Origin of the sequence: Pseudomonas sp. NPDC089392, from assembly GCF_044749595.1 — a bacterium.
In the GTDB taxonomy this organism is placed as follows: Bacteria; Pseudomonadota; Gammaproteobacteria; order Pseudomonadales; family Pseudomonadaceae; genus Aquipseudomonas.
This window is the reverse complement of the sequence record NZ_JBIVIF010000042.1, coordinates 34,226-54,926: the sequence shown is the minus strand read 5'-3', so window position 1 is coordinate 54,926 and position 20,701 is coordinate 34,226. Positions and strand designations below refer to the sequence as shown.

Genomic DNA, 20,701 nt, shown 5'->3' with positions numbered 1-20,701 from the left:
GCGCGCGAATCCCACAGGAATAATTGGCCCGAAACAAACGTAGGAGCGGCTTTAGCCGCGAAGCGCCGCGCGGGCGGCGCTCGATCTCACAGGCGCCACCACCCCCAAAGCCCTACACCTCCAAGCCCTCCCACAATCACCCGACGCTGGCTCTTGGCCACCAACTCAGTCATCATCCGACTTATCCGTCATTAAACAGCAGTAAAACCGCAATAATGACGCCAACAGTTTCGAACGTGCGCTTTGCCTAGGCCAAAGCGATTGATGGCTTATTGCCATAGATCAAGCACATTAAATATTCATTCAATAAAACCAGTGGCTTGCCGATACCTGTCGAAAGCCCTGCGGACTATCAACCCATGCGTAACAACCAGCCCATTACCCAGAGAGAACGGACTTTCCCTGCCCAACAGCGGTTGATCTCCACCACCAATGCCAAGGGTGTGATCACGTACTGCAACGATGCCTTCATTGAAATCAGTGGCTTCACCCGCGAGGAGCTGATCGGCGCACCACACAACCTGGTGCGCCACCCCGACGTGCCGTCGGCCGTGTTTGCCCACATGTGGCAAACCCTCAAGCAAGGCCAGCCATGGATGGGCATCGTCAAGAACCGCTGCAAGTCCGGCGACCACTACTGGGTCAACGCCTACGTCACGCCGATTTTCGACAACAACCAGGTGGTCGGCTTCGAGTCGGTACGGATCAAGCCCACAGCCGAGCAGGTCCGCCGCGCCGAAGCGCTGTACCAGCGCATCAACCAGAGCAAGCCGCCGGTACCGCGCCGTGACACGTGGCTGCCGGTGCTGCAGGACTGGCTGCCGTTCATCCTCATCAGCCAGGTCGGCTTCCTGATCGGCAACTGGCTGGGCCATTCCTGGGGCTTTGCCCTGGCCGCCGGGCTTTCCGTGCCACTCGGCCTGCTGGGCTTGAGCTGGCAACAGCGTGGCCTCAAGCGCTTGCTGCGCCTGGCCGAGCAGACCACCTCCGACCCGCTGATCGCGCAGATGTACACCGACAGCCGTGGCGTACAGGCACGCCTGGAAATGGCCATGCTCAGCCAGGACTCGCGGATGAAAACCTGCCTCACCCGCCTGCAGGACAGCGCCGAACACCTCAGCGACCAGGCGCGGCAGTCTGACGCCCTGGCCCACAAGAGTTCCTCGGGGCTGGAGCGCCAGCGGGTAGAAACCGAGCAGGTCGCCGCCGCAGTCAACCAGATGGCCGCCACCACCCAGGAAGTGGCCAGCCACGTACAGCGCACCGCCGATGCCACCCAGGAGGCTAACCGGTTGACCAGCCAGGGCCGGCAGATTGCTGGGGAAACCCGCGAGGCCATCGAACGCCTGTCGGCTGCAGTGGGCGAAACCGGGCAGACGGTAACGCAACTGGCCAAGGACAGCGACGAGATCGGTGGCGTGGTCGATGTGATCAAAGGCATCGCCGACCAGACCAACCTGCTGGCGCTGAACGCAGCCATCGAGGCGGCGCGTGCCGGTGAAATGGGCCGTGGCTTTGCCGTGGTGGCCGACGAGGTACGCCAACTGGCCCAGCGCACCGCCGAGTCCACCGGGCAAATCCACGGCCTGATCGCCAAGCTGCAACAAACCGCCAGTAATGCCGTGCTGACCATGGAAGCTGGCCACCGCCAGGCGCAGGAAGGTGTCGATCGAGTGATGCAGGCCGACGAGGCGCTGGTAGGGATCAGCGAAGCGGTGGCCAACATCACCGACATGGCCACCCAGATTGCCGCGGCCACCGAGGAGCAGACCGCAGTGGCTGACGAGATCAGCCGCAACATCAGCACCATTGCCGAGCTGGCCGACCAGACTGCCGAACAGGCGCAGCATTCGGCTTTGCTCAGTGAGGAACTGAGCAGCACGGCGGGGAGCCAGTACTCGCTGGTGGAGCGGTTCAACCGCTAACTCCAGGCTTACGTTACCTTTGTAGGAGCGGCCTTGCGTCGCGAACGGGCTGCGAAGCAGCCCCAGCAATTTGTGCATTGCCCTGAAATCCCAGGGCTGCTTCGCAGCCCGTTCGCGACGCAAGGCCGCTCCTACAGGGGCCGCGCAAGGCTGTTTGGCTGCGTTACCAATCCAGACGCAGGCGGCTCTCGAAATAGCGCTCTTCGCCGCTCAGCGGGTCGTCGAAACGCAAGCTCTGCGCCAGCAGCTTCAGCGGCCGCTGGTAGTCGTCCTCTTCGTTGAGCAACTGCGGATAGAACGGGTCATTGCAGATCCCCGCCCCCAAGGCGGCCATGTGCACGCGCAATTGATGGGTCTTGCCAGTCACCGGCGACAGCCCATAACGCCACAGCTCGCCATTCTGCTCCAGCACCTCGGCCAGGGTTTCGCTGTTGGCCTCTCCCTCAACTTCATGCATGCGGAAAAACGGCTCGCCATGCACCAGGCGGCTTTTGTGCACCAGCGGAAACTCATGCTGTGGCATGGCAGCGGCTATGGCCTGGTAGCGCTTGTCGATGCGCCGCTCAGGGAACAGGCGCTGGTAGGCACTGCGGGTATGCGGGTTGGCGGAAAACAGCACAAGCCCGGCGGTGTGCCGGTCGATGCGGTGCAACGGCACCAGGTGCGGATTGCCCAAGCGGCGGATCAGGCGACGCAGCAAAGTCTGCTCGACGTATTCACCGGTCGGCGTAACCGGCAGAAAATGCGGCTTGTCGGCCACCACCAGGTGCTCGTCCACATGCAGCACCGTCTCCTGCACCGGAATCGGGCGCTCGTTCGGCACTTCGCGGAAGTAGTGCAAACGCATACCACGCTTGTACGGCAGCTCGGCCGCGACCGCCCGGCCCTGGGCATCCAGCACCCGGCCACGGGCAAAGCGGTCGAGCCACTGGGCCCGGTCGATGGCCTTGAAATGATCACACAGGCAATCGAGCACCGTCGCCCAGTTACCGGGGGGCAGGCACACTGTGCTGGCTTGCTGGCGGGCGGGGTCGAAAGGCGTGGTCATGGCAGGGCTCGAAACGTTCACGGCCGCGCATTATCCCCCAAGCCTGCGCCCTCAACCAGCCTGGGCCATCGCCTCGCTGCGCTCCTTCAACCAGCGCAGCACCTGCACCGGCTCCCAACGGCCCGGGTCGTAAAGGGCATACAGCAACCCTTGGTAACCCACCACATCCAGCCCGCGGTGGTAGCCGGCACGCTGAAACAACGCCTCGATCTCGGCGAAGCAGGTATTGAAGTGGACCTTGCCGAACGGCGTGCGGTCGTCGGTCACCAGGCCTTCGAGGCGCAGTTCCAGAACGGCGTCGGCCACCCGCTCGACAGGCATGCGGTTGACGCTGTACTTGAGTTGCTCGACGTTGAGCATGGCGTTACCTCGATACTGTATTTATATACAGCATACGAATATCCTCTTGCCGACGTCAATGCGGTTCATTGCAGCCCCGGCAGGTAGCCAGTGCCTTTGCCGACGGTCAACACCTGCCGCCGGGGTGTTCCGCGCGTAACGGAAATATGTACCCATTTGCCGAACTCCAGGATGAGTTGATCGAAGGGCACCGCACTTTCGCTGATCCGCCGCACGGTTTCACGCGGGCTGACTTCGATTACCGTGAAGTCTGCCGCCAGCCCTTGTACATGCTGGCTATTCGCGGCGCCACCGATCTGCCGGTTGACCTTTTCACTGCGATAACCGCTGCTGACGATGATTGGCGCATCAAACAGTGCACGTACCTGTTCAAGCGCACAACACAGCAATTGCAGGTTGGCCCGGGCTTCGGCAGGAGGGGTGTTATCGAAGCCGTCCCTGGCGGCAAGCTGGGAAACGGTCATTTCATCAAACGTGAAATGTGGAGTGATCAACATGGCGAAGTAGTCCGATGATGGGGGAAGGATGCCGGCAGCAGTACGCCGGTACCCGATCATCAACGCGCTTCACGGGCCATGGAGCAGGGTTGAAGCTCCACTGATGCCATCATTGCCCCAGGAACGCCACCACCTGTTCGGCATCAAACGGCCAGTGCAGCTCGGCGCCGTTGTCACAGCGCCGTAGCACCGGAATGATCAAGCCATAACGCTCGAACATGGGCTCGTTCTCGGCGATATCGACCAGCTCCACCAGCAGGCCATGGTCGACGAAGGGCATCAGCACGGCCTCGGCCACTTCGCACAGGTGGCAGCCAAGGGTGCCGAACAGTTGGCATTCAGGCAGCATGGGCAGGTCTCGGTTTGCAAGGGAGAAAAGCCTATTCTAGGTCCGTCCCGCCCACCCTGCACCTGACCTGGCTCAATCCTGGCTGGTAGCGCCGATACGGTGCAGCGAAAGGTCCGCGCCCTGGAACTCCTGCTCGTGGCTCAAGCGCAGGCCATGCAGCGCGCGGATCACGCCGTAGACGGCAAAACCACCGGTCAACGCCACCAGCACGCCCATCAGGCTGCCCAGCAATTGGCTGACCAAGCTGACACCACCCATGCCGCCGAGCACCGCCTGGCCGAACACGCCGCAGGCAATGCCACCCCACACGCCACACAGGCCGTGCAATGGCCACACACCCAGCACATCGTCGATTTTCCAGCGGTTCTGCGCTGCAGTGAAGGTCCAGACGAACAGCGCACCCGCCACCAGGCCGGTGGCCAGCGCACCAATCGGGTGCATCAGGTCGGAGCCGGCGCAAATCGCCACCAACCCGGCAAGCGGCCCGTTATGCAGGAAGCCAGGGTCGTTGCGCCCGGCGACCAAGGCCGACAGGGTACCGCCGACCATGGCCATCAGTGAGTTGATCGCCACCAGGCCGCTGACACCCTGCAGGGTCTGGGCGCTCATGACGTTGAAGCCGAACCAGCCGATGATCAAGATCCACGATCCCAACGCCAGGAACGGAATGCTCGACGGCGCGAACGCCACCAGCCGGCCATCGCGGTAGCGGCCACGGCGCGCGCCCAGCAGCAGTACCGCTGCCAGTGCCAGCCAGCCGCCCATCGCATGCACCACCACCGAGCCCGCAAAGTCATGGAACGGCGCGCCAAAGCGTGCCTGCAACCAGGCCTGCAACCCCAGGTTGCCGTTCCATACCACGCCCTCGAAGAACGGGTAGACGAATGCCACGATCAACGCCGTGGCACACAGCTGCGGCACGAAGCGCGCCCGCTCGGCGATACCCCCGGAGATGATGGCCGGGATCGCTGCGGCAAAGGTCAGCAGGAAAAAGCACTTGACCAGCGCATAGCCATGGTCAGCAGCCAGTTCTGCCGCTGGCTGGAAGAAGTTGACCCCATAGGCGATCCAGTAGCCAATGAAGAAGTACACCAGCGCCGAAATGGCGAAGTCGCTGAGGATCTTCGACAATGCATTGACCTGGTTCTTGTGACGCACCGTGCCCACTTCGAGAAACGCGAAGCCGGCATGCATGGCCAGCACCAGAATGGCGCCCATGAGAATGAACAGGGTGTTGGAACCGTGGACCAGGGAGTCCATCGCGCTGTGCATGTTTTCCATGAAATAGGCAGACCTGCTGAAAAAGGCACCAGGACAGTTCAAGAACCTGCATCCCTGCACCGAAACGGTGCCAGCCCCCTGCCCTGTTTCGGTTAGCCGGGCGGAGCCTGCGTGGTTTTTTCTTGGGTTTGTCGTGGATTGGGTTAAGGTTTATCGGTACCCGCTGCGCTGGCGCCCTGAATCGGCGCAGTACCCGCCTGTGGCGCCCCGCAACGTGGCAAAGACATAGCAAGGCCCATACCAGCGCCGGCACTTGAACCTTCCGCGCGTGCCATTACTCGAAACACCAACACTCATCGACAGGGAGAGACCCCATGGCCAGCAAATCGGCAAAGACTGCACAAGAGATATTGATGGCTGACTTCCAGGCCTTGGTGCGCGACACCGAGAAACTGCTGAGCGACACTGCCAACCTGGCCGGTGACCAGGCCGACGAGTTACGCGAGCAGATCCACGACCGGCTGGCCCAGGCCCGCGAAACCTTGCAACTGACCCAGGATTCGGTGCGCGATCGTGGCCAGGCAGCGCTGGGCAGCGCCGAGCAGTACGTGCAGGACAACCCGTGGCAGGCAATCGGCATTGCGGCCGGCGTCGGGTTGTTGATCGGCTTGCTGGCCAACAGGCGCTAAGGGGTTCCCATGGAGAATGACGCCAACACCGCCGGTGCTTCAGGCAGGCGCCTGGGCGCCGCTGTGCTGGGGCTGCTGCATAGCCATATCGAACTGTTCGGCATCGAGTTGCAGGAGCAGAAGGGGCGCACCTTGAGCCTGTTGCTGTTTGCCGGCATGGCCCTGGTGTTCGCCCTGCTGCTGCTGACGGCGCTTTCCGGGCTGCTGCTGGTGCTGCTGTGGGACAGCTACCGCCTGGCCGGCATCATCGGGCTGTGTGTGTTTTACGGCATCGCCGCGCTGTACTGCGGGTTGCGCCTGAAAGCGGCAGTGTTCGACGAGTCGTCGCCATTCGGCGCCACCCTCGAAGAACTCGCCAAGGACCGGGAGCGCCTGTTGCCATGAGCCTGCCAGAACTGCCAAACAGCCGAAACCCGCGCGAGCTGCGCAAGGCGCTGCTGCGCCTGCGCATGGAGATGCACCGCCAGGAGATCCGCCACGAATCCGGGCAATTGCTGGAGCCACTGCGCCGCGTGCGCGGCATGGGCAGCTCGTTGCACGAAGGGCTGGGGATCAAGCATGCGCCGCTGTGGGGGATTGGCGCCGTGGTTGCGCTGGGCTTCCTGACCGGCAAGGGTGTGCGTAGCGGTAACCTGTCGCGCCTTGTACGATTGGGCAGCAGCCTGCTGCCGCTGGTGCGCCTGTACCTGCAAGGCAACCGCCGACCCTGACGACCTAACCTTGCCCCCTGTAGGAGCGGGTTTACCCGCGAATGCGGCAGTGGAGCCACCGACGCATTCGCGGGTAAACCCGCTCCTACAGACTCGGTATCGACCTGCCCCTTGCGCAGAAGCACACGACACTGGAAGCTAATGCCTTCGATCCACAGGAGACCGCGCCTTGGACTGGCACACCCTGCTCACCCGCGAACGCCTGGGCAAAGCCCTTTACAGCGCCGATGAACTCGGGCGCAGCCCCTTCCACAAAGACCACGACCGCATCATCTTCTCTGGCGCTTTCCGCCGCCTCGGGCGCAAGACCCAAGTGCACCCGGTTACCAGCAACGACCATATCCACACGCGCCTGACCCACTCGCTGGAAGTCAGCTGCGTTGGTCGCTCGCTGGGCATGCGCGTCGGCGAAACCCTGCGCGACAACCTGCCGGACTGGTGCGCCCCCAGCGACCTGGGGATGATCGTGCAATCGGCCTGCCTGGCCCACGACATCGGCAACCCACCGTTCGGCCATTCCGGTGAAGACGCCATCCGCCATTGGTTCCAGCAGGCTGCGGGGCGTGGCTGGCTGGACGACATGAGCGAAGATGAACGGGCCGATTTCCTCAACTTTGAAGGTAATGCCCAAGGCTTTCGCGTGCTCACGCAGCTTGAGTACCACCAGTTTGACGGCGGTACCCGGCTAACCTATGCCACCCTGGGAACCTACCTGAAGTACCCATGGAGTGCGCGTCACGCCGACGCCCTGGGCTACAAGAAGCACAAATTCGGCAGCTACCAGAGCGAACTTCCCCTGCTCGAACAGATCGCCCGCAAACTCGGCATGCCGCAACTGGAGGACCAACGCTGGGCACGCCACCCGCTGGTCTACCTGATGGAGGCTGCGGACGACATCTGCTACGCGCTGATCGACCTGGAAGACGGCCTGGAAATGGAGCTGCTGCAATACGCCGAAGTCGAAGCGCTGTTGCTAGACCTGGTCGGGGATGACCTGCCGGAAACCTACCGCCAGCTCGGCCAGCACGACTCCCGCCGTCGCAAACTGGCAATCCTGCGCGGCAAAGCCATCGAACACTTGACCAACGCCGCTGCCCACGCCTTTGTCGAACAGCAGCAGGCGTTGCTGGCGGGGCAACTGTCGGGTGATCTGGTCGAGCACATGCACGGCCCGGCCCAGCGCTGCGTATTGCAGGCCAAGGATATGGCACGCAACAAGATCTTCCAGGACAAACGCAAGACCCTGCATGAAATCGGCGCCTACACCACCTTGGAAATCTTGCTGAACACCTTCTGCGGCGCCGCCCTTGAACAACACGGTGGGCGCACGCCATCGTTCAAGAGCCGGCGGGTGCTGGACCTGCTCGGCAACAATGCACCGGACCCGCAAGCCTCGTTGCACAACGCGTTCCTGCGCATGATCGACTTCATCGCCGGAATGACCGACAGCTATGCCAGCGAAATGGCCCGGGAAATGACTGGGCGCTCCAACCCGACCTGATCCGCGCCGGTGCAGCCTGTGCCCGGCGCTGCACCGCGCACTGCAGGAAACTTCCTACATATACTGGCGGAAAACTAAACAGCATGTATAAAAATCAATAAAAAGTTACCAGTCGCGCTTTGACACTGAATAAAAAGCGCTTATTTCGTAGCCGGTTTTGTTTTATCTTGTAAGCCATTTCCCATATAGGGCTAACAGCCCTTCCTCGCATGCCCGACGACTTCCAACTGCGATAAGGTGCCACCTGTCCCCCTCAATCGCCCGCAGGGAAGTTGAACATGCATTCCATATTTATAGTTGACGACCATCCCGTCATCCGCCTGGCCGTCCGTATGTTGCTGGAAAACCAGAATTACCGGATTGTCGGCGAATCTGACAACGGCGTGGACGCCATGCAGATGATTCGCGAAGCCAGCCCCGACCTGGTCATTCTCGACATCAGCATCCCCAAGCTGGACGGGCTGGAAGTGCTTGCCCGTTTCCAGGCCATGGCCCTGCCATTGAAGGTTCTGGTGTTGACCGCACAGTCTCCGGCACTGTTTGCCGTGCGTTGCATGCATTCTGGCGCTGCGGGCTATGTGTGCAAGCAGGAAGACCTGAGCGAACTGCTCAGCGCAATCAAGGCCGTACTGGCCGGTTACAACTACTTCCCGAGCCAGGCAATAAAGCACAATCAGACGGTCGACGCCGACCTGCAACTTTTCCGCCAGGTAAACGACCGCGAGCTGATGGTGTTGCAACTGTTTGCCCAAGGCCGCAGCAACAAGGAAATTGCCACTGGCATGTTCCTCAGCAGCAAGACCGTCAGTACCTACAAGAAGCGCCTCATGCACAAGCTTCAGGTCAGTACACTGGTTGACCTGATCGAGATGGCCAAACGCAACGCGCTGGTCTGAGGGTGGTCATGGCCCGCCCTGTCGCATACCTGCTGCTCGCCCTGCTGCTGTTCGGCGGCGAGGCACAGGCTACACATCACGATGCCTCGTCCTATACGTTGCTGGCACGCTCATCGGCCCGTCCGGCACAGCCTGCGCTCACGGACGAACAACGGCAATGGCTGGAGAGCCGCCAGGAACTGGTGCTGGGTACATCGGCACCGGACTACCCGCCATTCGACATCACCAGTGGCGGCCGCGACTACCAAGGCCTTACCGCCGAGTACGCGAGCATGATCGGCAAGGCCTTGCAGTTGCCGGTGCGGGTGCTGCGCTTCTCCAGCCGCCAGGCGGCGGTGGAGGCGCTCAGGCTCGGTGATATCGACCTGCTTGGCAGCGCCAATGGGTACGAAGCGGCCAGCGACGGCCTGGCGCTGTCGCACCCCTATGCCATCGACCAACCGGTACTGGTAACACGTGAAGACGAAAATCGGGCGCTGGACATGGGCCTGACTGACATGCGCCTGGGCATGCTCTACCACTACCTGCCCAGGCAGGAGGTGCTTGGCGCCTATCCCAAGGCCGAACTGCTGGCCTTCGGCTCCTCCAGCCAGGCCCTGAATGCCGTGGCGTTCGGCCAGGCCGACGTGTTCATCGGCGACACCATTTCCACGCACTACCAACTCAACCGCGGCCACCTGCCGCGCCTGCGCATGGCCAATTTCGGCAAGCACGAGGCGATCGGCTTTGGCTTTGCCTTGCGCCAGCAGGACACGCTGCTGATGGAGCTGGTGAACAACATCCTGGACAGCCAGACCCATGCCATGCGCGTCAGCATCTTCAAACGCTGGAGCGCCGGCAGCGATCTGCTGCTGACCGACCGCAAACTGCAGTTGAGCGAGAGCGAGGAGCAATGGCTGCAGCAACACCCGGTGATGCGCGTGGCAATTGATGACACCGCTGCGCCACTCTCCTATTTCGATGGCTCAGGGCATTTCCGTGGTATTACCGCCGACCTGCTGGAGCTCATTCGCCTGCGCACCGGTTTGCGATTCGAAGTGCAGCGCGCCAGCGGCATTGCCGACATGGTTGCCCGGCTCAAGGATGACCGCGCAGATGTCATCGCCGCACTGGCCTCCGGCGGGGAGGCCGAAGACAACCTGCAAGTCAGCCGCCCCTACCTGGAAAGCGCCTATGTGCTGGTCAGCCGCAAGGACGATAATGCACCACGTTCGCTGGAGCAGTTGCAGGGGCATCGCATCGCCATTACCCGCTACAGCGCCATGGACGCCATGCTTTCCCGGCACTATCCGCAGATCGGCTGGGTCGAGACAGAAAGCGCGTTCTATGCCATGGCATTGCTCAACAGCGGTGCCGTCGATGCAGTCATCACCACCTTGATCGACGCCAACCACGCCTTGGCCGGCAACCCCGAGCTGGTCATCCGCACCACGGTCGGCAGCGAACCTGCCAATTTCGCCATGGCTACCAGCGCCCCGTCACCGGCGCTGGTGTCAATCCTCGACAAGGCGCTGCTGAGCATCTCGCCGGAAGAGCTGGGGGTAATCAACAACCGCTGGCGCGGCTTCGGCCAGCAAGACGATAACAATGGCCAGGGCTATCGCCGCCTCGCATTGCAGGTGGTGCTGGGCACCGCCGTGCTTCTGCTGCTGGCCTTGCTCTGGAACGCGCGCCTGCGCCTGCAGATTCGCCAGCGCCAGCACGCCGAACGTGCGCTGAACGACCAGTTGGCGTTCATGCGCGCCCTGCTCAACGGCACGCCCCACCCGATGTACGTGCGCGACCGCGAGGGCTGCCTGCAAAGCTGCAACTACAGCTACCTGGAAGCCGTGCAGGCCCGCTCCGATGAAGTGATTGGCAAACAGCTGGACGGCAGCCTGTTCGCCGATTGCGAACAGACGCGGCAGATCCAGGCCGATTACCTGAAAGTCATGGCTGCAGGTTCGCCGCTGATCATGGACCGGCCATTACGAATCAAGGGCCGGGAGATGACCATCTACCACTGGATTCTGCCTTACCGCGACTCGCTGGGTGAGGTGCAGGGCATCATCGGCGGCTGGATCGACATCAGCGATCGCCGCCAGCTGGTCATGGAGCTGCGCCTGGCCAAGCAGCAGGCCGACGATGCCAACCGCGCCAAAAGCACGTTCCTGGCCACCATCAGCCATGAAATCCGTACCCCGATGAATGCTGTCATCGGCATGCTGGAGCTGGCGGTCAAGCGCGCCGACCAGGGCCGGGTCGACCGCAGTGCACTGGAGTTGGCCCATCATTCGGCCAAGGACCTGCTGGGCCTGATCGGCGATATCCTCGACATCGTGCGCATCGAATCAGGGCATTTGTCCCTCGCACCGGAAGCTGTCGACCTGGCCGCCCTGGTCGAATCGGTGGGCCGTATTTTCGAGGGGCAGGCACGGCAGAAAGGCCTCGCACTGGAGGTGACGATCGCACCCGCAGCGCGTTGCCATGCATGGCTCGACCCTCTGCGGTTCAAGCAGGTGCTGTCCAACCTGGTCAGCAACGCCATCAAGTTCACCGAGCATGGCCAGGTGCGGATTTGCGTCGCCCTGCTGGACGACGGCGCCAGCACGCCAGCGGTGCTTGAGCTGGAAGTGCGCGACAGCGGTATAGGCATCCACGCCGATGACTTGCAGCGCCTGTTCAACCCATTCATCCAGGCCAACCCGCATAGCCAGGGCGCCCGCGCAGGTACCGGGCTGGGCCTGGCTATCTGCCGCAACCTGTGTGAAATGATGGGCGGCAGCCTGACCATCAAGAGCCTGGAGGATGTCGGCACCCAGGTACGCCTGAAGATGCCCCTGCAGCGGCTTGAAGCGACAACCCAGCCGCCCCCGCTGATCGAGAACCTCGACGTGCCCGACCCACGGCTGCAGGTGCTGGTGATCGACGACCACCCGGCCAACCTGGAACTTATGGCACAACAGCTTGGCTACCTGGGCCTGGAGCACGCCTGTGCCCGTGACGGTCGCGAAGGCCTGGCCGCCTGGCGGGCAGCTGAATACGATGTGCTGGTGCTCGACTGCAACATGCCGCACATGAATGGCTACCAACTGGCGACGGCCGTGCGTACCGAAGAGCGCCATGGCAAGCGGCCGCGCTGCACCATCCTCGGCTACACCGCCAACGCGCAGCCAGAAGTCCGCCGCAAGTGCCTGAGCGCCGGCATGGACGACTGCCTGCTCAAACCCATCAGCCTGAGTACCCTCAGCCAGCGCCTGGCCGGCATCCGCCCGCGCCGGCAACAAAAGCGCAGGCGCCAGCTGTACCACCTGGACGGCCTGGCAGCTGTCATCGGCCATGCGCCCGAAGATCGCCAGCGCTTCCTGCAGGCCCTGCAGCAGAGCTTGCAGGCAGACTTGGCCACATTGATGGTGCTGCAACCAGAACACCAGGCAGCGGCCATTGTCGAGCAAGCACACAAGGTGCTCAGCGCCGCGCGGATACTGGGAGCACCTGCCCTGATGGAAGCCTGCGAAGCCCTGGAGGCCAGCGATTTGTCGACACCCCTGTTGCGTCTGCGACGCCAGGCACTGGCGCGGCATATGTGCCGGGTAGAACGCGCCCTGGCCAAGGAGTTGGCCAGCGCTACAAGCACTCAGGCAGGCAGCCAGGCGTGTTAACTGGTAGACTGCGCGGCGTTATTACCTAAGAGGATTGTTTCATGGCCACAAACCGCTCCCGTCGTCTGCGCAAGAAGCTGTGTGTCGACGAGTTTCAGGAATTGGGCTTCGAGCTGAACCTGGAATTCAAGGAAGATCTGGATGACCAGGCAATCGATGCTTTCCTCGACGCGTTCCTGGAAGAAGCCATGGACGCCAACGGCCTGGACTATGTAGGCGGTGACGATTACGGCCTGGTGTGCTCGGTCAAGCGCGGTTCGGTCAGCGAAGAACAGCGTGCAGCCGTTGAAGCCTGGCTCAAAGGCCGCAGCGAACTGACCAAGATCGAAGTCAGCCCGCTGCTCGACGCCTGGTACCCGGAAAAGCCGATCAACAAGGCTGAGTGATACCAACCTGCTTTGATCGCTGAAAGGCCACCCGCAAGGGTAGTGCCTGTCAAATAGCGAAATGGGGCTGCTGCGCAGCCCATCGCTAGATTGACAGGCATTACTCTTCGGGTGGCCTTTTTTATTGGCGGTGCTTTTCCGTCGAACGAGGCGCATCGTCGCTGCGCTTGGGGCATAATGCGTACTCTTTACGTCGTGGGGCCATCATCTCATACAGCCCCAATGCCCTTTTCCCTCGCTGCAGGGTATTTAATCGCTATGATCAAAACGCTTCGTCCCCTCGTTCTTGCCGGTCTGCTGTTGCCATTCGCGTTGTCCAGCCAGGCCGCCGCCGTCAATACCACCCTGCCCGCCAAAGTGCAGCAGGCCCTGAAGGCCAACAAGCTGCAGGACACGGCGCTGTCCCTGGTAATGCTGCCGCTGGACGGCCCCGGTACAGCAACCGTGTTCAACGCCGATGTGTCGGTGAACCCGGCCTCGACCATGAAACTGGTCACCACCTACGCCGCCCTCGAACTGCTTGGCCCTACCTATCAGTGGAAAACCGAGTTCTACACCGACGGCACCCTGAGCAATGGCGTGCTCAACGGCAACCTGTACCTCAAAGGTGGCGGTGACCCGAAACTGAACATGGAAAAGCTGTGGCTGCTGATGCGTGACCTGCGCGCCAATGGCGTACGCACCATCACCGGTGACCTGGTGCTGGATCGCAGCCATTTCGTACAGCCCAACCTGCCGCAGTTCAACGATGACGGCGGCGATGTCAACAAGCCGTTCCTGGTCAAGCCCGACTCGCTGCTGGTCAACCTCAAGGCCCTGCGCTTCGTGGCCCGCAACGATGGCGGCAAGGTCACCATCGCGGTCGAGCCGCCAATTGCCAGCATCCGCATCGACAACCAGGTCAAGGCGGTGGCATCGAAACAGTGCACCGGTGATGTGCGCTACAACCCGGTGCCCCAGGCCGATGGCATCAGCGTAACGGTCAGCGGCCAGTTGGGCGACGGCTGCAACTCGCAAACCTACCTGTCGCTGCTCGACCACCCAACCTACGCTGCCGGCGCCGTACGCGCGATCTGGAACGAGCTGGGTGGCAGCATCCAGGGCGGCGACCGCATCGAAAACGTACCCAAGGGCGCACGCTTGCTGGCTCGCGCCTTCTCACCAGACCTGGTGGAAGTGATCCGCGACATCAACAAGTACAGCAACAACACCATGGCCCAGCAGTTGTTCCTGAGCCTTGGCGCGCAGTTCCGCACCGATGCCGATGGCGACGACGCCCGCGCCGCCCAGCGCGTGGTGCGCCAGTGGCTGGCGAAAAAGGGCATTACCGCGCCACACCTGGTGATGGAGAACGGGTCCGGCCTGTCACGCGCCGAGCGGGTCAGCACCCGGGAAATGGCCGAAATGCTGCAGGCCGCCTGGAAGAGCCCCTACGCTGCCGAGTTCATGAGCTCGATGCCACTGGTGGGCATGGACGGCACCATGCGCAAGCGCCTGAAGCGTACGGCCATGACCGGTGAAGGCCATATCAAGACCGGCACGCTGAATACTGTGCGGGCAATTGCCGGCTTCAGCCGTGACAGCAACGGCCACACCTGGGCAGTGGCGGCGATCCTCAACGACCCGAAACCATGGGGCGCCTCGCAGGTGCTGGACCAAGTGCTGCTGGACCTGTATCGCCAACCGAAGCTGGCCGGCAGCACCGCAGCTAATTGATGGATTAGCCAATACCGGCCCTTTCGCGGCTAAAGCCGCTCCCACAAGACCGCGCAGGCCTTGACCTTGCGCTGTAGCTGTGGGAGCTGCTTTAGCCGCGAAAGGGCCGGTACTGGCGACAGACAGCTGTCAGGCCGACTCACCCTCCACCCGGTCCCGCCCGGCCTGCTTGGCCGCATATACCCCGGCATCCGCGCGCAACAGCAAGGCGTCGGCGCCCTCTCCCGGCCGCCACCCCGCCACCCCAAAACTCGCGGTCACTTTGCCCACGCCTTCCACCGGCACACTGCGCACCCCTTGCCACAACTCCAGCGCCAACAGCCGCGCCTGCTCGGCATCGCTGCCCGGGCACAGCACCATGAATTCTTCCCCGCCCAACCGGCAGAACACATCGGTACGTCGCAACCGTTGGCCGATGCGCTGGCACAGGCTGCGCAATACCCGGTCGCCCACGGCATGGCCGAAGCGGTCGTTGATGCGTTTGAAGTGATCGATGTCGAGCATGATCACCGCCAGCGCCAGGCCGTCGCGCTGGGACCGCTCCAGTTCGATCTTCAGCCGCTCCTGAAAATAGCGGCGGTTATGGATACCGGTCAGCGCGTCGGTCACCGACAACGCCCGCAACTCTTCTTCCACGTCCTTGAGGTCGGAGATGTCGGTCAGGTAGCCATGCCACAACGTACAGCTCTGCTCGCCCACCTCCGGGGTTGCCTCGCCACGCACCCAGCGCAGCCCTGCCCGCGGCAGGCAGACCCGGTATTCCTCGCGCCAGGGCGCCAGGTGTTCGGCAGAGTAACGCACCGAACGACGCACACGGTCCAGGTCATCGGGGTGGATGCGCTCGAACACCGCCGTGGCATCCTCGCGCAACTGCTGCAGGTCGACTTCGTAGATGTCGTACAGGCCTTTGCTGGCATACGGAAAACACGAATGGCCGTTGGCATCCAGGCGGTACTGGTAGATGCCACCCGGCACCTCGGCGCTGAGTTTCTCCAACAGCCGGTCACGCGCCGCCAGCGCCTCATGCACCCGGCGCCGCTCGGTGACATCGATGCAGATAGCCAGGTAGCCCACCCACAAACCCTGTTCATCGAGCATGGCGGTGACCAGCATGTTGGCTACCAGCTGGCTGCCATCGGCGCGCAACAAGGTCCACTCGCAAGGCTCGGCGCCATGTTCCTGCACCGTTTCAGCGAACATGGCCTGGCCACAGGCAATCGGCCGGCCAAAGCGCAGGCTCAGCGCATGGGCGCGCAGGCTCAGCTCCTCAGGCTGTACCAGGTCCTCAAGACGCAACTGGCCAACGGCCTCGCCAGCCGGGTAACCGAGCATGCGCTCGGCACCGGCGTTGAAGGTAGTGACCACGCCCTTGAGGTTGGTGGCGATGATCGCGACCTGGGTCGCGGCCTCCAGCACGCTGCGCAGCTGGTTGTGGGTACCACGCAGGGACTGCTCGCTGACTTGCAGTTCAGCGGTGCGCTGCTCGACCAGGGCCAAGGCACGCTGACGCTGGCTGAACAGGCTGTAAAGCAGCGCGCTGAGCAGCAGGCTCAACAACCCGCCCAGCAAGCCGACCGCCAGCACCGCCGAGGAACGGTTGGCCTGCATGAACGCCAGGCTCGGACGGATACTCAGCTGGAGGTGATGGTCGGCCAGATGCAACAGCGGGTTGCTGGCCAGCGTCAATGGGGCGACCTGGTTCTGCGAATCGAACAGCACTTCGGGCTCGTGCGGCCCGGACGGGTCGACGATACGCACAACCAGGTTGTCGTTTTCTGCCACCGGCCGCCCATCAGTGACCAGCTCGCGCATGCTCAGCAAGGCCATTACGTAGCCCACTGCCGCGCCATGAGGCCTGGCATCGGAAAACACCGGCGCCACCATCAGCAGGCCACGGGCGTCCGAGCGGGTATCGAACAAGGCCAGTGGTTCGGACACCGCCATGCTGCCCGGCCCCAGCGCCCGCGCCAAGGCCGCCTGGGGCACGCCTTGGCCGGCAAGGTCCAACCCATAGGGCAGCCCAGGCAATTCGCTCGACTGGGTATACAGCACAGGGAAGTAATGATCGCGCAGCGGCGCGGGGCGCCACTGGCCTTGCGCATCCTGGTCACGGATCACATAGCCTGGGCCGGAGTGGGTACTGGCCAGGCGCTCGAACTCGACGCGTTGCGCGGCCTCGACCCGTGGTGCCCATGCGTAGGCCAGGGTACGGTGCAGCAACGGCCGGGCGTAGCCATCGAATTCGTGCGGGGTGACTTCGTTGGAAAAGCTGAAAAACCGCCGCAGCCCGTCCAGGCGCTGCTGCTGCTCGTCAAACCGCTCGGCTATGCGGCTGAAACGCTCGCTGGCCAGCAACTCGAAGCGCTGGCGCAGTTGCTGCTTGTAGAAGGTCTGCGCGGCAACCGCCAAGGTCGCAGTCAGCAAGCCGCCGGCCACCAAGGCGACCAGCGCCACTGCCCACGCGGGCACCGCCTCTGTGTACAGGCCAAGTAACCGCGCACGCACGCCACACTTTGACATACACCCATCTCGTCACGTCAGCGTCCTGCGGATTATCTTGCCCTGCACTCAGTTATAGCTATTGGCCATTAGCCGCGCAATGTACCTCGTCGCCTCAGCGCAACTGCAGGCGCCAGGCGCGGTGGATACGGTTGTTACGGGCGAAGTCGGGGTCCAGGGTCTGGGCGGTGATTTCTTCCACGGCGTAGCGCGACATCAGGTGCTCGTCCAGCTGGAACTTGCGGAAGTTGTTGGAGAAGTACAACACGCCACCCGGCGCCAGGCGGGCCATGGCCAGGTCCAGCAGCTGCACATGGTCACGCTGCACATCGAACACACCTTCCATGCGCTTGGAATTGGAGAAGGTCGGTGGGTCGATGAAGATCAGGTCGTAGCTGTCGCGGCAGGCTTCCAGCCAGGCCATGACATCGCCCTGCTCCAGGCGATTGCGCTCGGAGAAGCCGTTGAGCGCCAGGTTGCGCCGCGCCCAGTCCAGGTAGGTTTTCGACAGGTCGACGCTGGTGGTGCTGCGTGCGCCGCCCTTGGCTGCATGCACCGTTGCCGTGGCGGTGTAGCAGAACAGGTTGAGGAAGTTCTTGCCAGCCGCTTCGCGCTGGATGCGCATTCGCATCGGGCGGTGATCCAGGAACAGGCCGGTGTCGAGGTAGTCGGTGAGGTTGACCAGCAGCTTGACGCCGCCTTCGTTCACCTCCTGGAAGCGCCCCTCAGTGGCTTGACGCTCGTACTGACGGGTGCCGCTCTGACGTTCGCGGCGCTTGAGCACGACACGCTGAGGGGAAATGCCAAGTGCCTGGGGGATCGCCGCCAAAGCATCCAGCAGGCGCCCTTGGGCCTTTTCCGGGTCGATCGAACGTGGCGCGGCGTACTCCTGCACATGCACCCAGTCCTGATAAAGGTCGACCGCCAGGGCATACTCGGGCATGTCGGCATCGTACAGGCGGTAGCAATCGACCTGCTCGCGGCGGGCCCACTTGCCCAGTTGTTTGAGGTTCTTCTGCAGGCGGTTGGCAAACATCTGCGCCCCTTCCGAGAGGCGCGCCGGCTCGCTGGCCACCGGTGCCTGCTGGCGGGCTTCAACGCCTTCTGGCTGTGCCTCGCGACGCTCACCGGTGACAAACTGGTCAGGCAGCACTTTGAACAGCAGCAGCTTGCACGGCAAGGCGCCGTTCCAGAAGGCATATTGCTTGTGGCTGCGAATGCCCATGCGCTTGCCCAGCTGCGGCGCGCCGGTGAACACTGCCGCCTCCCAGCCCATGCAAGCCTGGCGCAACCGCTCGCCGAGGTTCTGGTAGAGGTACAGCAGGCTGGCTTCATCACCCAGGCGCTCGCCATAGGGCGGGTTGCTGATGACCAGGCCTTTCTGGTTCTGGTCAGGGCGCGGCTCGAAGGTGCTGACCTCGCCCTGGTAGATCTTCACCCAGTCGCCCAGGCCGGCGCGCTCGACGTTGTTGCGGCCCGGCTGGATCAGCCGCGGGTCGGCTTCGTAGCCACGGATCCATAGCGGAGGCTTGGCCAGGCCGGCTTGTGCCCGCGCCTGCGCCTCGTCATGCACCTTGCGCCACAGCGCCGGCACGTGGCCGAGCCAGGCGCTGAAGCCCCAACGCTCACGCTTGAGGTTGGGCGCGATATCGGCGGCGATCATCGCCGCTTCGACCAGGAAGGTACCCACACCGCACATCGGGTCGGCCAGCGCGCCACCTTCGGCGGCAATGCGCGGCCAGCCGGCGCGGATCAACACCGCCGCGGCCAGGTTTTCCTTCAGCGGCGCAGCACCTTGCTGCAGGCGATAGCCACGCTGGTGCAGGCTGTGCCCGGACAAGTCAAGGGAGAGGATGGCTTCGCCACGGTCCAGGCGCAGGTGCACGCGCACGTCAGGGTCGATCTTTTCCACCGACGGGCGCAGGCCTTCGCGGTTGCGCAGTTTGTCGACGATCGCATCCTTGACCTTCAGCGCACCAAAGTGGGTGTTGTCGATGCCCGAGCCATGGCCGCTGAACTCCACCGCGAGTGTGCCATCGGCTGCCAGGTGGTCGGCCCAGTCGACCGCATTGACACCGTCGTAAAGGTCATCGGCATTCTTCATGCTGAAGCGTTTGAGAACCAGCAACACACGGTTGGCCAGGCGTGACCAGACGCACAGGCGGTAGGCGGTTTCCATGTCGGCTTCGCCGCGAATGGCCGAGGTGTGCTCTCGCACTTCGTCAAGGCCAAGGCCCTTGGCCTCTTCGGCAAGCAGGCCTTCAAGGCCTTTGGGGCAGGTGAGATAAAGTTCGAAACGGTCCGACATGAGTATTCCAGAGCCTTTGGCTATTTGACTGACGAGGCGACGCATCGCCCCGCGATGTTTTCCCGCACCCCTTTCCAGCAGGCGTGCGGGTGGCCTTTGCGGCACACAAACGTGCCGTAAAAAGCCGGGCCGCCTGACCGATTTGCGCTTGGCCCAGTGGCAAAGACAGCTTAGATCATCAGGCAGTACAAAAAATTTCGGGCGATATCGGGGCCTATGTGACCCTTCGTCGCATTTCAAATTATTTCTGTCATCCGCGAGCAACGCTGGCGAAATGACGTCAATGATCGGCAAACCCCGATCATAGTGGGCTCAACGTCAAACAAGGTTGAGTCGCATTTATTTACTTATCCCTTCACCCTCAGAAAGGTTACGTGCTTATGACAAATCGATCATTCACACGGTGACTCGCATTCGTTAGAACTGGTCTCAGGCCGCTTCGCAACGAGGCGGCACCTTCAGCTCGCCACGCCGGCAGCGAGCACAAACCGGCAGAAAGACTCTGCCCGGCCTCGGAGAGGCCGACGGGACATTACAGTCAACAAGTGAGGGCAACACCCTATGAGAAGACTTAAGCGTGATCCGTTGGAAAGAGCATATTCACGTGGTTACCAATACGGGGTCACCGGCAAATCCCGCGAGCTTTGCCCCTTTACACTTCCTTCTGTTCGCCAAGCCTGGATCAACGGCTGGCGCGAAGGTCGCGGTGATAACTGGGACGGAATGACTGGCACCGCTGGCATCCATAGACTCAACGAAAATCACGCCGTTGGCTGAACGAGGACACTGAATTCGTTTTACCATGCACGCCCCATCCGGGCGGCGGGCGAAGGCCCAGGGGCCCCTTGAAGGGGCCCTTTTTTATGCCTGGAAAATTTTGTCAACTGCACTGGCCTATTCGCGGCGGTTCGACGCCTCGATGAACCCGCTCCCACAGGGATCGCACGGTTCTTGA

Annotated in this window: 17 protein-coding genes; 10 read left to right on the top strand and 7 right to left on the bottom strand. The window is 62.7% G+C overall.

All coding sequences use genetic code 11. From position 1 onward, the window contains the following. Window positions 1-359 precede the first annotated feature (359 nt). Window positions 360-1,925 carry a methyl-accepting chemotaxis protein gene (locus tag ACIP1G_RS26040; protein ID WP_400742188.1) on the top strand — a complete coding sequence of 522 codons (1,566 nt, stop codon included), beginning with the start codon at window positions 360-362 and terminating at the stop codon, window positions 1,923-1,925. A gap of 163 nt (window positions 1,926-2,088) precedes the next feature. Here the strand turns inward: ACIP1G_RS26040 and ACIP1G_RS26035 are convergent, their stop codons facing one another. The 5 genes from ACIP1G_RS26035 to ACIP1G_RS26015 all read right to left on the bottom strand — a co-directional run bounded on the left by ACIP1G_RS26035 (window position 2,089) and on the right by ACIP1G_RS26015 (window position 5,460). After that, the gene (locus ACIP1G_RS26035) at window positions 2,089-2,973 is read right to left on the bottom strand and encodes a pseudouridine synthase (RefSeq protein ID WP_400742185.1); all 885 of its coding nucleotides are present in this window, start codon (window positions 2,971-2,973) and stop codon (window positions 2,089-2,091) included. A 51-nt stretch (window positions 2,974-3,024) separates the two neighbouring features. Next, the gene (locus ACIP1G_RS26030; protein ID WP_144171881.1) at window positions 3,025-3,333 is read right to left on the bottom strand and encodes a transcriptional regulator; all 309 of its coding nucleotides are present in this window, start codon (window positions 3,331-3,333) and stop codon (window positions 3,025-3,027) included. Between the two features lie 65 nt (window positions 3,334-3,398). Next, the gene (locus tag ACIP1G_RS26025) at window positions 3,399-3,830 is read right to left on the bottom strand and encodes a D-Ala-D-Ala carboxypeptidase family metallohydrolase (protein WP_400742183.1); all 432 of its coding nucleotides are present in this window, start codon (window positions 3,828-3,830) and stop codon (window positions 3,399-3,401) included. 109 nt (window positions 3,831-3,939) lie between these two features. Beyond that, window positions 3,940-4,179 (bottom strand): glutaredoxin family protein, encoded by a 240-nt coding sequence (locus tag ACIP1G_RS26020; protein WP_400742180.1) that lies wholly within the window; start codon window positions 4,177-4,179, stop codon window positions 3,940-3,942. Window positions 4,180-4,251: 72 nt separating this feature from the next. Beyond that, entirely contained in the window at window positions 4,252-5,460 is a 1,209-nt protein-coding gene (locus tag ACIP1G_RS26015; protein WP_400742178.1) for an ammonium transporter, read from the bottom strand. A 314-nt stretch (window positions 5,461-5,774) separates the two neighbouring features. On the opposite strand from ACIP1G_RS26015, the gene ACIP1G_RS26010 reads away from it, so the two are divergent. From ACIP1G_RS26010 to dacB, 8 genes are all read left to right on the top strand, one after another. After that, entirely contained in the window at window positions 5,775-6,089 is a 315-nt protein-coding gene (locus tag ACIP1G_RS26010; protein WP_400742175.1) for a YqjD family protein, read from the top strand. 9 nt (window positions 6,090-6,098) lie between these two features. Further along, the gene (locus ACIP1G_RS26005; RefSeq protein ID WP_400742174.1) at window positions 6,099-6,473 is read left to right on the top strand and encodes a phage holin family protein; all 375 of its coding nucleotides are present in this window, start codon (window positions 6,099-6,101) and stop codon (window positions 6,471-6,473) included. Beyond that, window positions 6,470-6,799 carry a hypothetical protein gene (locus ACIP1G_RS26000; RefSeq protein ID WP_400742171.1) on the top strand — a complete coding sequence of 110 codons (330 nt, stop codon included), beginning with the start codon at window positions 6,470-6,472 and terminating at the stop codon, window positions 6,797-6,799. Before ACIP1G_RS26005 ends, ACIP1G_RS26000 begins: the two co-directional genes overlap by 4 nt. 169 nt (window positions 6,800-6,968) lie before the next feature. After that, entirely contained in the window at window positions 6,969-8,300 is a 1,332-nt protein-coding gene (locus tag ACIP1G_RS25995; RefSeq protein ID WP_400742169.1) for a deoxyguanosinetriphosphate triphosphohydrolase, read from the top strand. Window positions 8,301-8,578: 278 nt separating this feature from the next. Continuing rightward, on the top strand, window positions 8,579-9,196 hold the full coding sequence (locus ACIP1G_RS25990; protein ID WP_400742167.1) for a response regulator: 618 nt from the start codon (window positions 8,579-8,581) through the stop codon (window positions 9,194-9,196). A gap of 8 nt (window positions 9,197-9,204) precedes the next feature. Continuing rightward, entirely contained in the window at window positions 9,205-12,837 is a 3,633-nt protein-coding gene (locus tag ACIP1G_RS25985; protein WP_400742164.1) for an ATP-binding protein, read from the top strand. A 41-nt stretch (window positions 12,838-12,878) separates the two neighbouring features. Then, complete coding sequence (locus tag ACIP1G_RS25980) at window positions 12,879-13,223, top strand: YggL family protein (protein WP_400742161.1); 345 nt, start codon at window positions 12,879-12,881, stop codon at window positions 13,221-13,223. Between the two features lie 258 nt (window positions 13,224-13,481). After that, window positions 13,482-14,939: a D-alanyl-D-alanine carboxypeptidase/D-alanyl-D-alanine-endopeptidase gene (gene dacB, locus ACIP1G_RS25975; RefSeq protein ID WP_400742158.1), complete on the top strand. Its 1,458-nt coding sequence runs from the start codon at window positions 13,482-13,484 to the stop codon at window positions 14,937-14,939. 129 nt (window positions 14,940-15,068) lie between these two features. On the opposite strand, the gene ACIP1G_RS25970 is transcribed toward dacB, so the two are convergent. Continuing rightward, window positions 15,069-17,459, bottom strand: coding sequence for a diguanylate cyclase (locus ACIP1G_RS25970; RefSeq protein WP_400742155.1), 2,391 nt, complete (start codon window positions 17,457-17,459; stop codon window positions 15,069-15,071). A gap of 94 nt (window positions 17,460-17,553) precedes the next feature. Then, on the bottom strand, window positions 17,554-19,746 hold the full coding sequence (rlmKL, locus tag ACIP1G_RS25965; protein ID WP_400742153.1) for a bifunctional 23S rRNA (guanine(2069)-N(7))-methyltransferase RlmK/23S rRNA (guanine(2445)-N(2))-methyltransferase RlmL: 2,193 nt from the start codon (window positions 19,744-19,746) through the stop codon (window positions 17,554-17,556). A gap of 561 nt (window positions 19,747-20,307) precedes the next feature. Here rlmKL and rmf point away from each other — a divergent pair. Next, the gene (gene rmf, locus ACIP1G_RS25960) at window positions 20,308-20,523 is read left to right on the top strand and encodes a ribosome modulation factor (protein ID WP_079227119.1); all 216 of its coding nucleotides are present in this window, start codon (window positions 20,308-20,310) and stop codon (window positions 20,521-20,523) included. Window positions 20,524-20,701: the final 178 nt, after the last annotated feature.

Excerpts from the sequence above, each read along its gene's own strand:
- ACIP1G_RS26025 (WP_400742183.1), bottom strand. The coding sequence starts at position 3,830 with ATGTTGATCACTCCACATTTCACGTTTGATGAAATGACCGTTTCCCAG.
- dacB (WP_400742158.1), top strand. The coding sequence starts at position 13,482 with ATGATCAAAACGCTTCGTCCCCTCGTTCTTGCCGGTCTGCTGTTGCCA.
- ACIP1G_RS26015 (WP_400742178.1), bottom strand. The coding sequence starts at position 5,460 with ATGGAAAACATGCACAGCGCGATGGACTCCCTGGTCCACGGTTCCAAC.
- ACIP1G_RS26040 (WP_400742188.1), top strand. The coding sequence starts at position 360 with ATGCGTAACAACCAGCCCATTACCCAGAGAGAACGGACTTTCCCTGCC.
- ACIP1G_RS26030 (WP_144171881.1), bottom strand. The coding sequence starts at position 3,333 with ATGCTCAACGTCGAGCAACTCAAGTACAGCGTCAACCGCATGCCTGTC.
- ACIP1G_RS25970 (WP_400742155.1), bottom strand. The coding sequence starts at position 17,459 with ATGTCAAAGTGTGGCGTGCGTGCGCGGTTACTTGGCCTGTACACAGAG.
- ACIP1G_RS26020 (WP_400742180.1), bottom strand. The coding sequence starts at position 4,179 with ATGCTGCCTGAATGCCAACTGTTCGGCACCCTTGGCTGCCACCTGTGC.
- ACIP1G_RS26010 (WP_400742175.1), top strand. The coding sequence starts at position 5,775 with ATGGCCAGCAAATCGGCAAAGACTGCACAAGAGATATTGATGGCTGAC.
- rmf (WP_079227119.1), top strand. The coding sequence starts at position 20,308 with ATGAGAAGACTTAAGCGTGATCCGTTGGAAAGAGCATATTCACGTGGT.
- ACIP1G_RS26035 (WP_400742185.1), bottom strand. The coding sequence starts at position 2,973 with ATGACCACGCCTTTCGACCCCGCCCGCCAGCAAGCCAGCACAGTGTGC.
- rlmKL (WP_400742153.1), bottom strand. The coding sequence starts at position 19,746 with ATGTCGGACCGTTTCGAACTTTATCTCACCTGCCCCAAAGGCCTTGAA.
- ACIP1G_RS26000 (WP_400742171.1), top strand. The coding sequence starts at position 6,470 with ATGAGCCTGCCAGAACTGCCAAACAGCCGAAACCCGCGCGAGCTGCGC.
- ACIP1G_RS26005 (WP_400742174.1), top strand. The coding sequence starts at position 6,099 with ATGGAGAATGACGCCAACACCGCCGGTGCTTCAGGCAGGCGCCTGGGC.
- ACIP1G_RS25990 (WP_400742167.1), top strand. The coding sequence starts at position 8,579 with ATGCATTCCATATTTATAGTTGACGACCATCCCGTCATCCGCCTGGCC.
- ACIP1G_RS25980 (WP_400742161.1), top strand. The coding sequence starts at position 12,879 with ATGGCCACAAACCGCTCCCGTCGTCTGCGCAAGAAGCTGTGTGTCGAC.
- ACIP1G_RS25985 (WP_400742164.1), top strand. The coding sequence starts at position 9,205 with ATGGCCCGCCCTGTCGCATACCTGCTGCTCGCCCTGCTGCTGTTCGGC.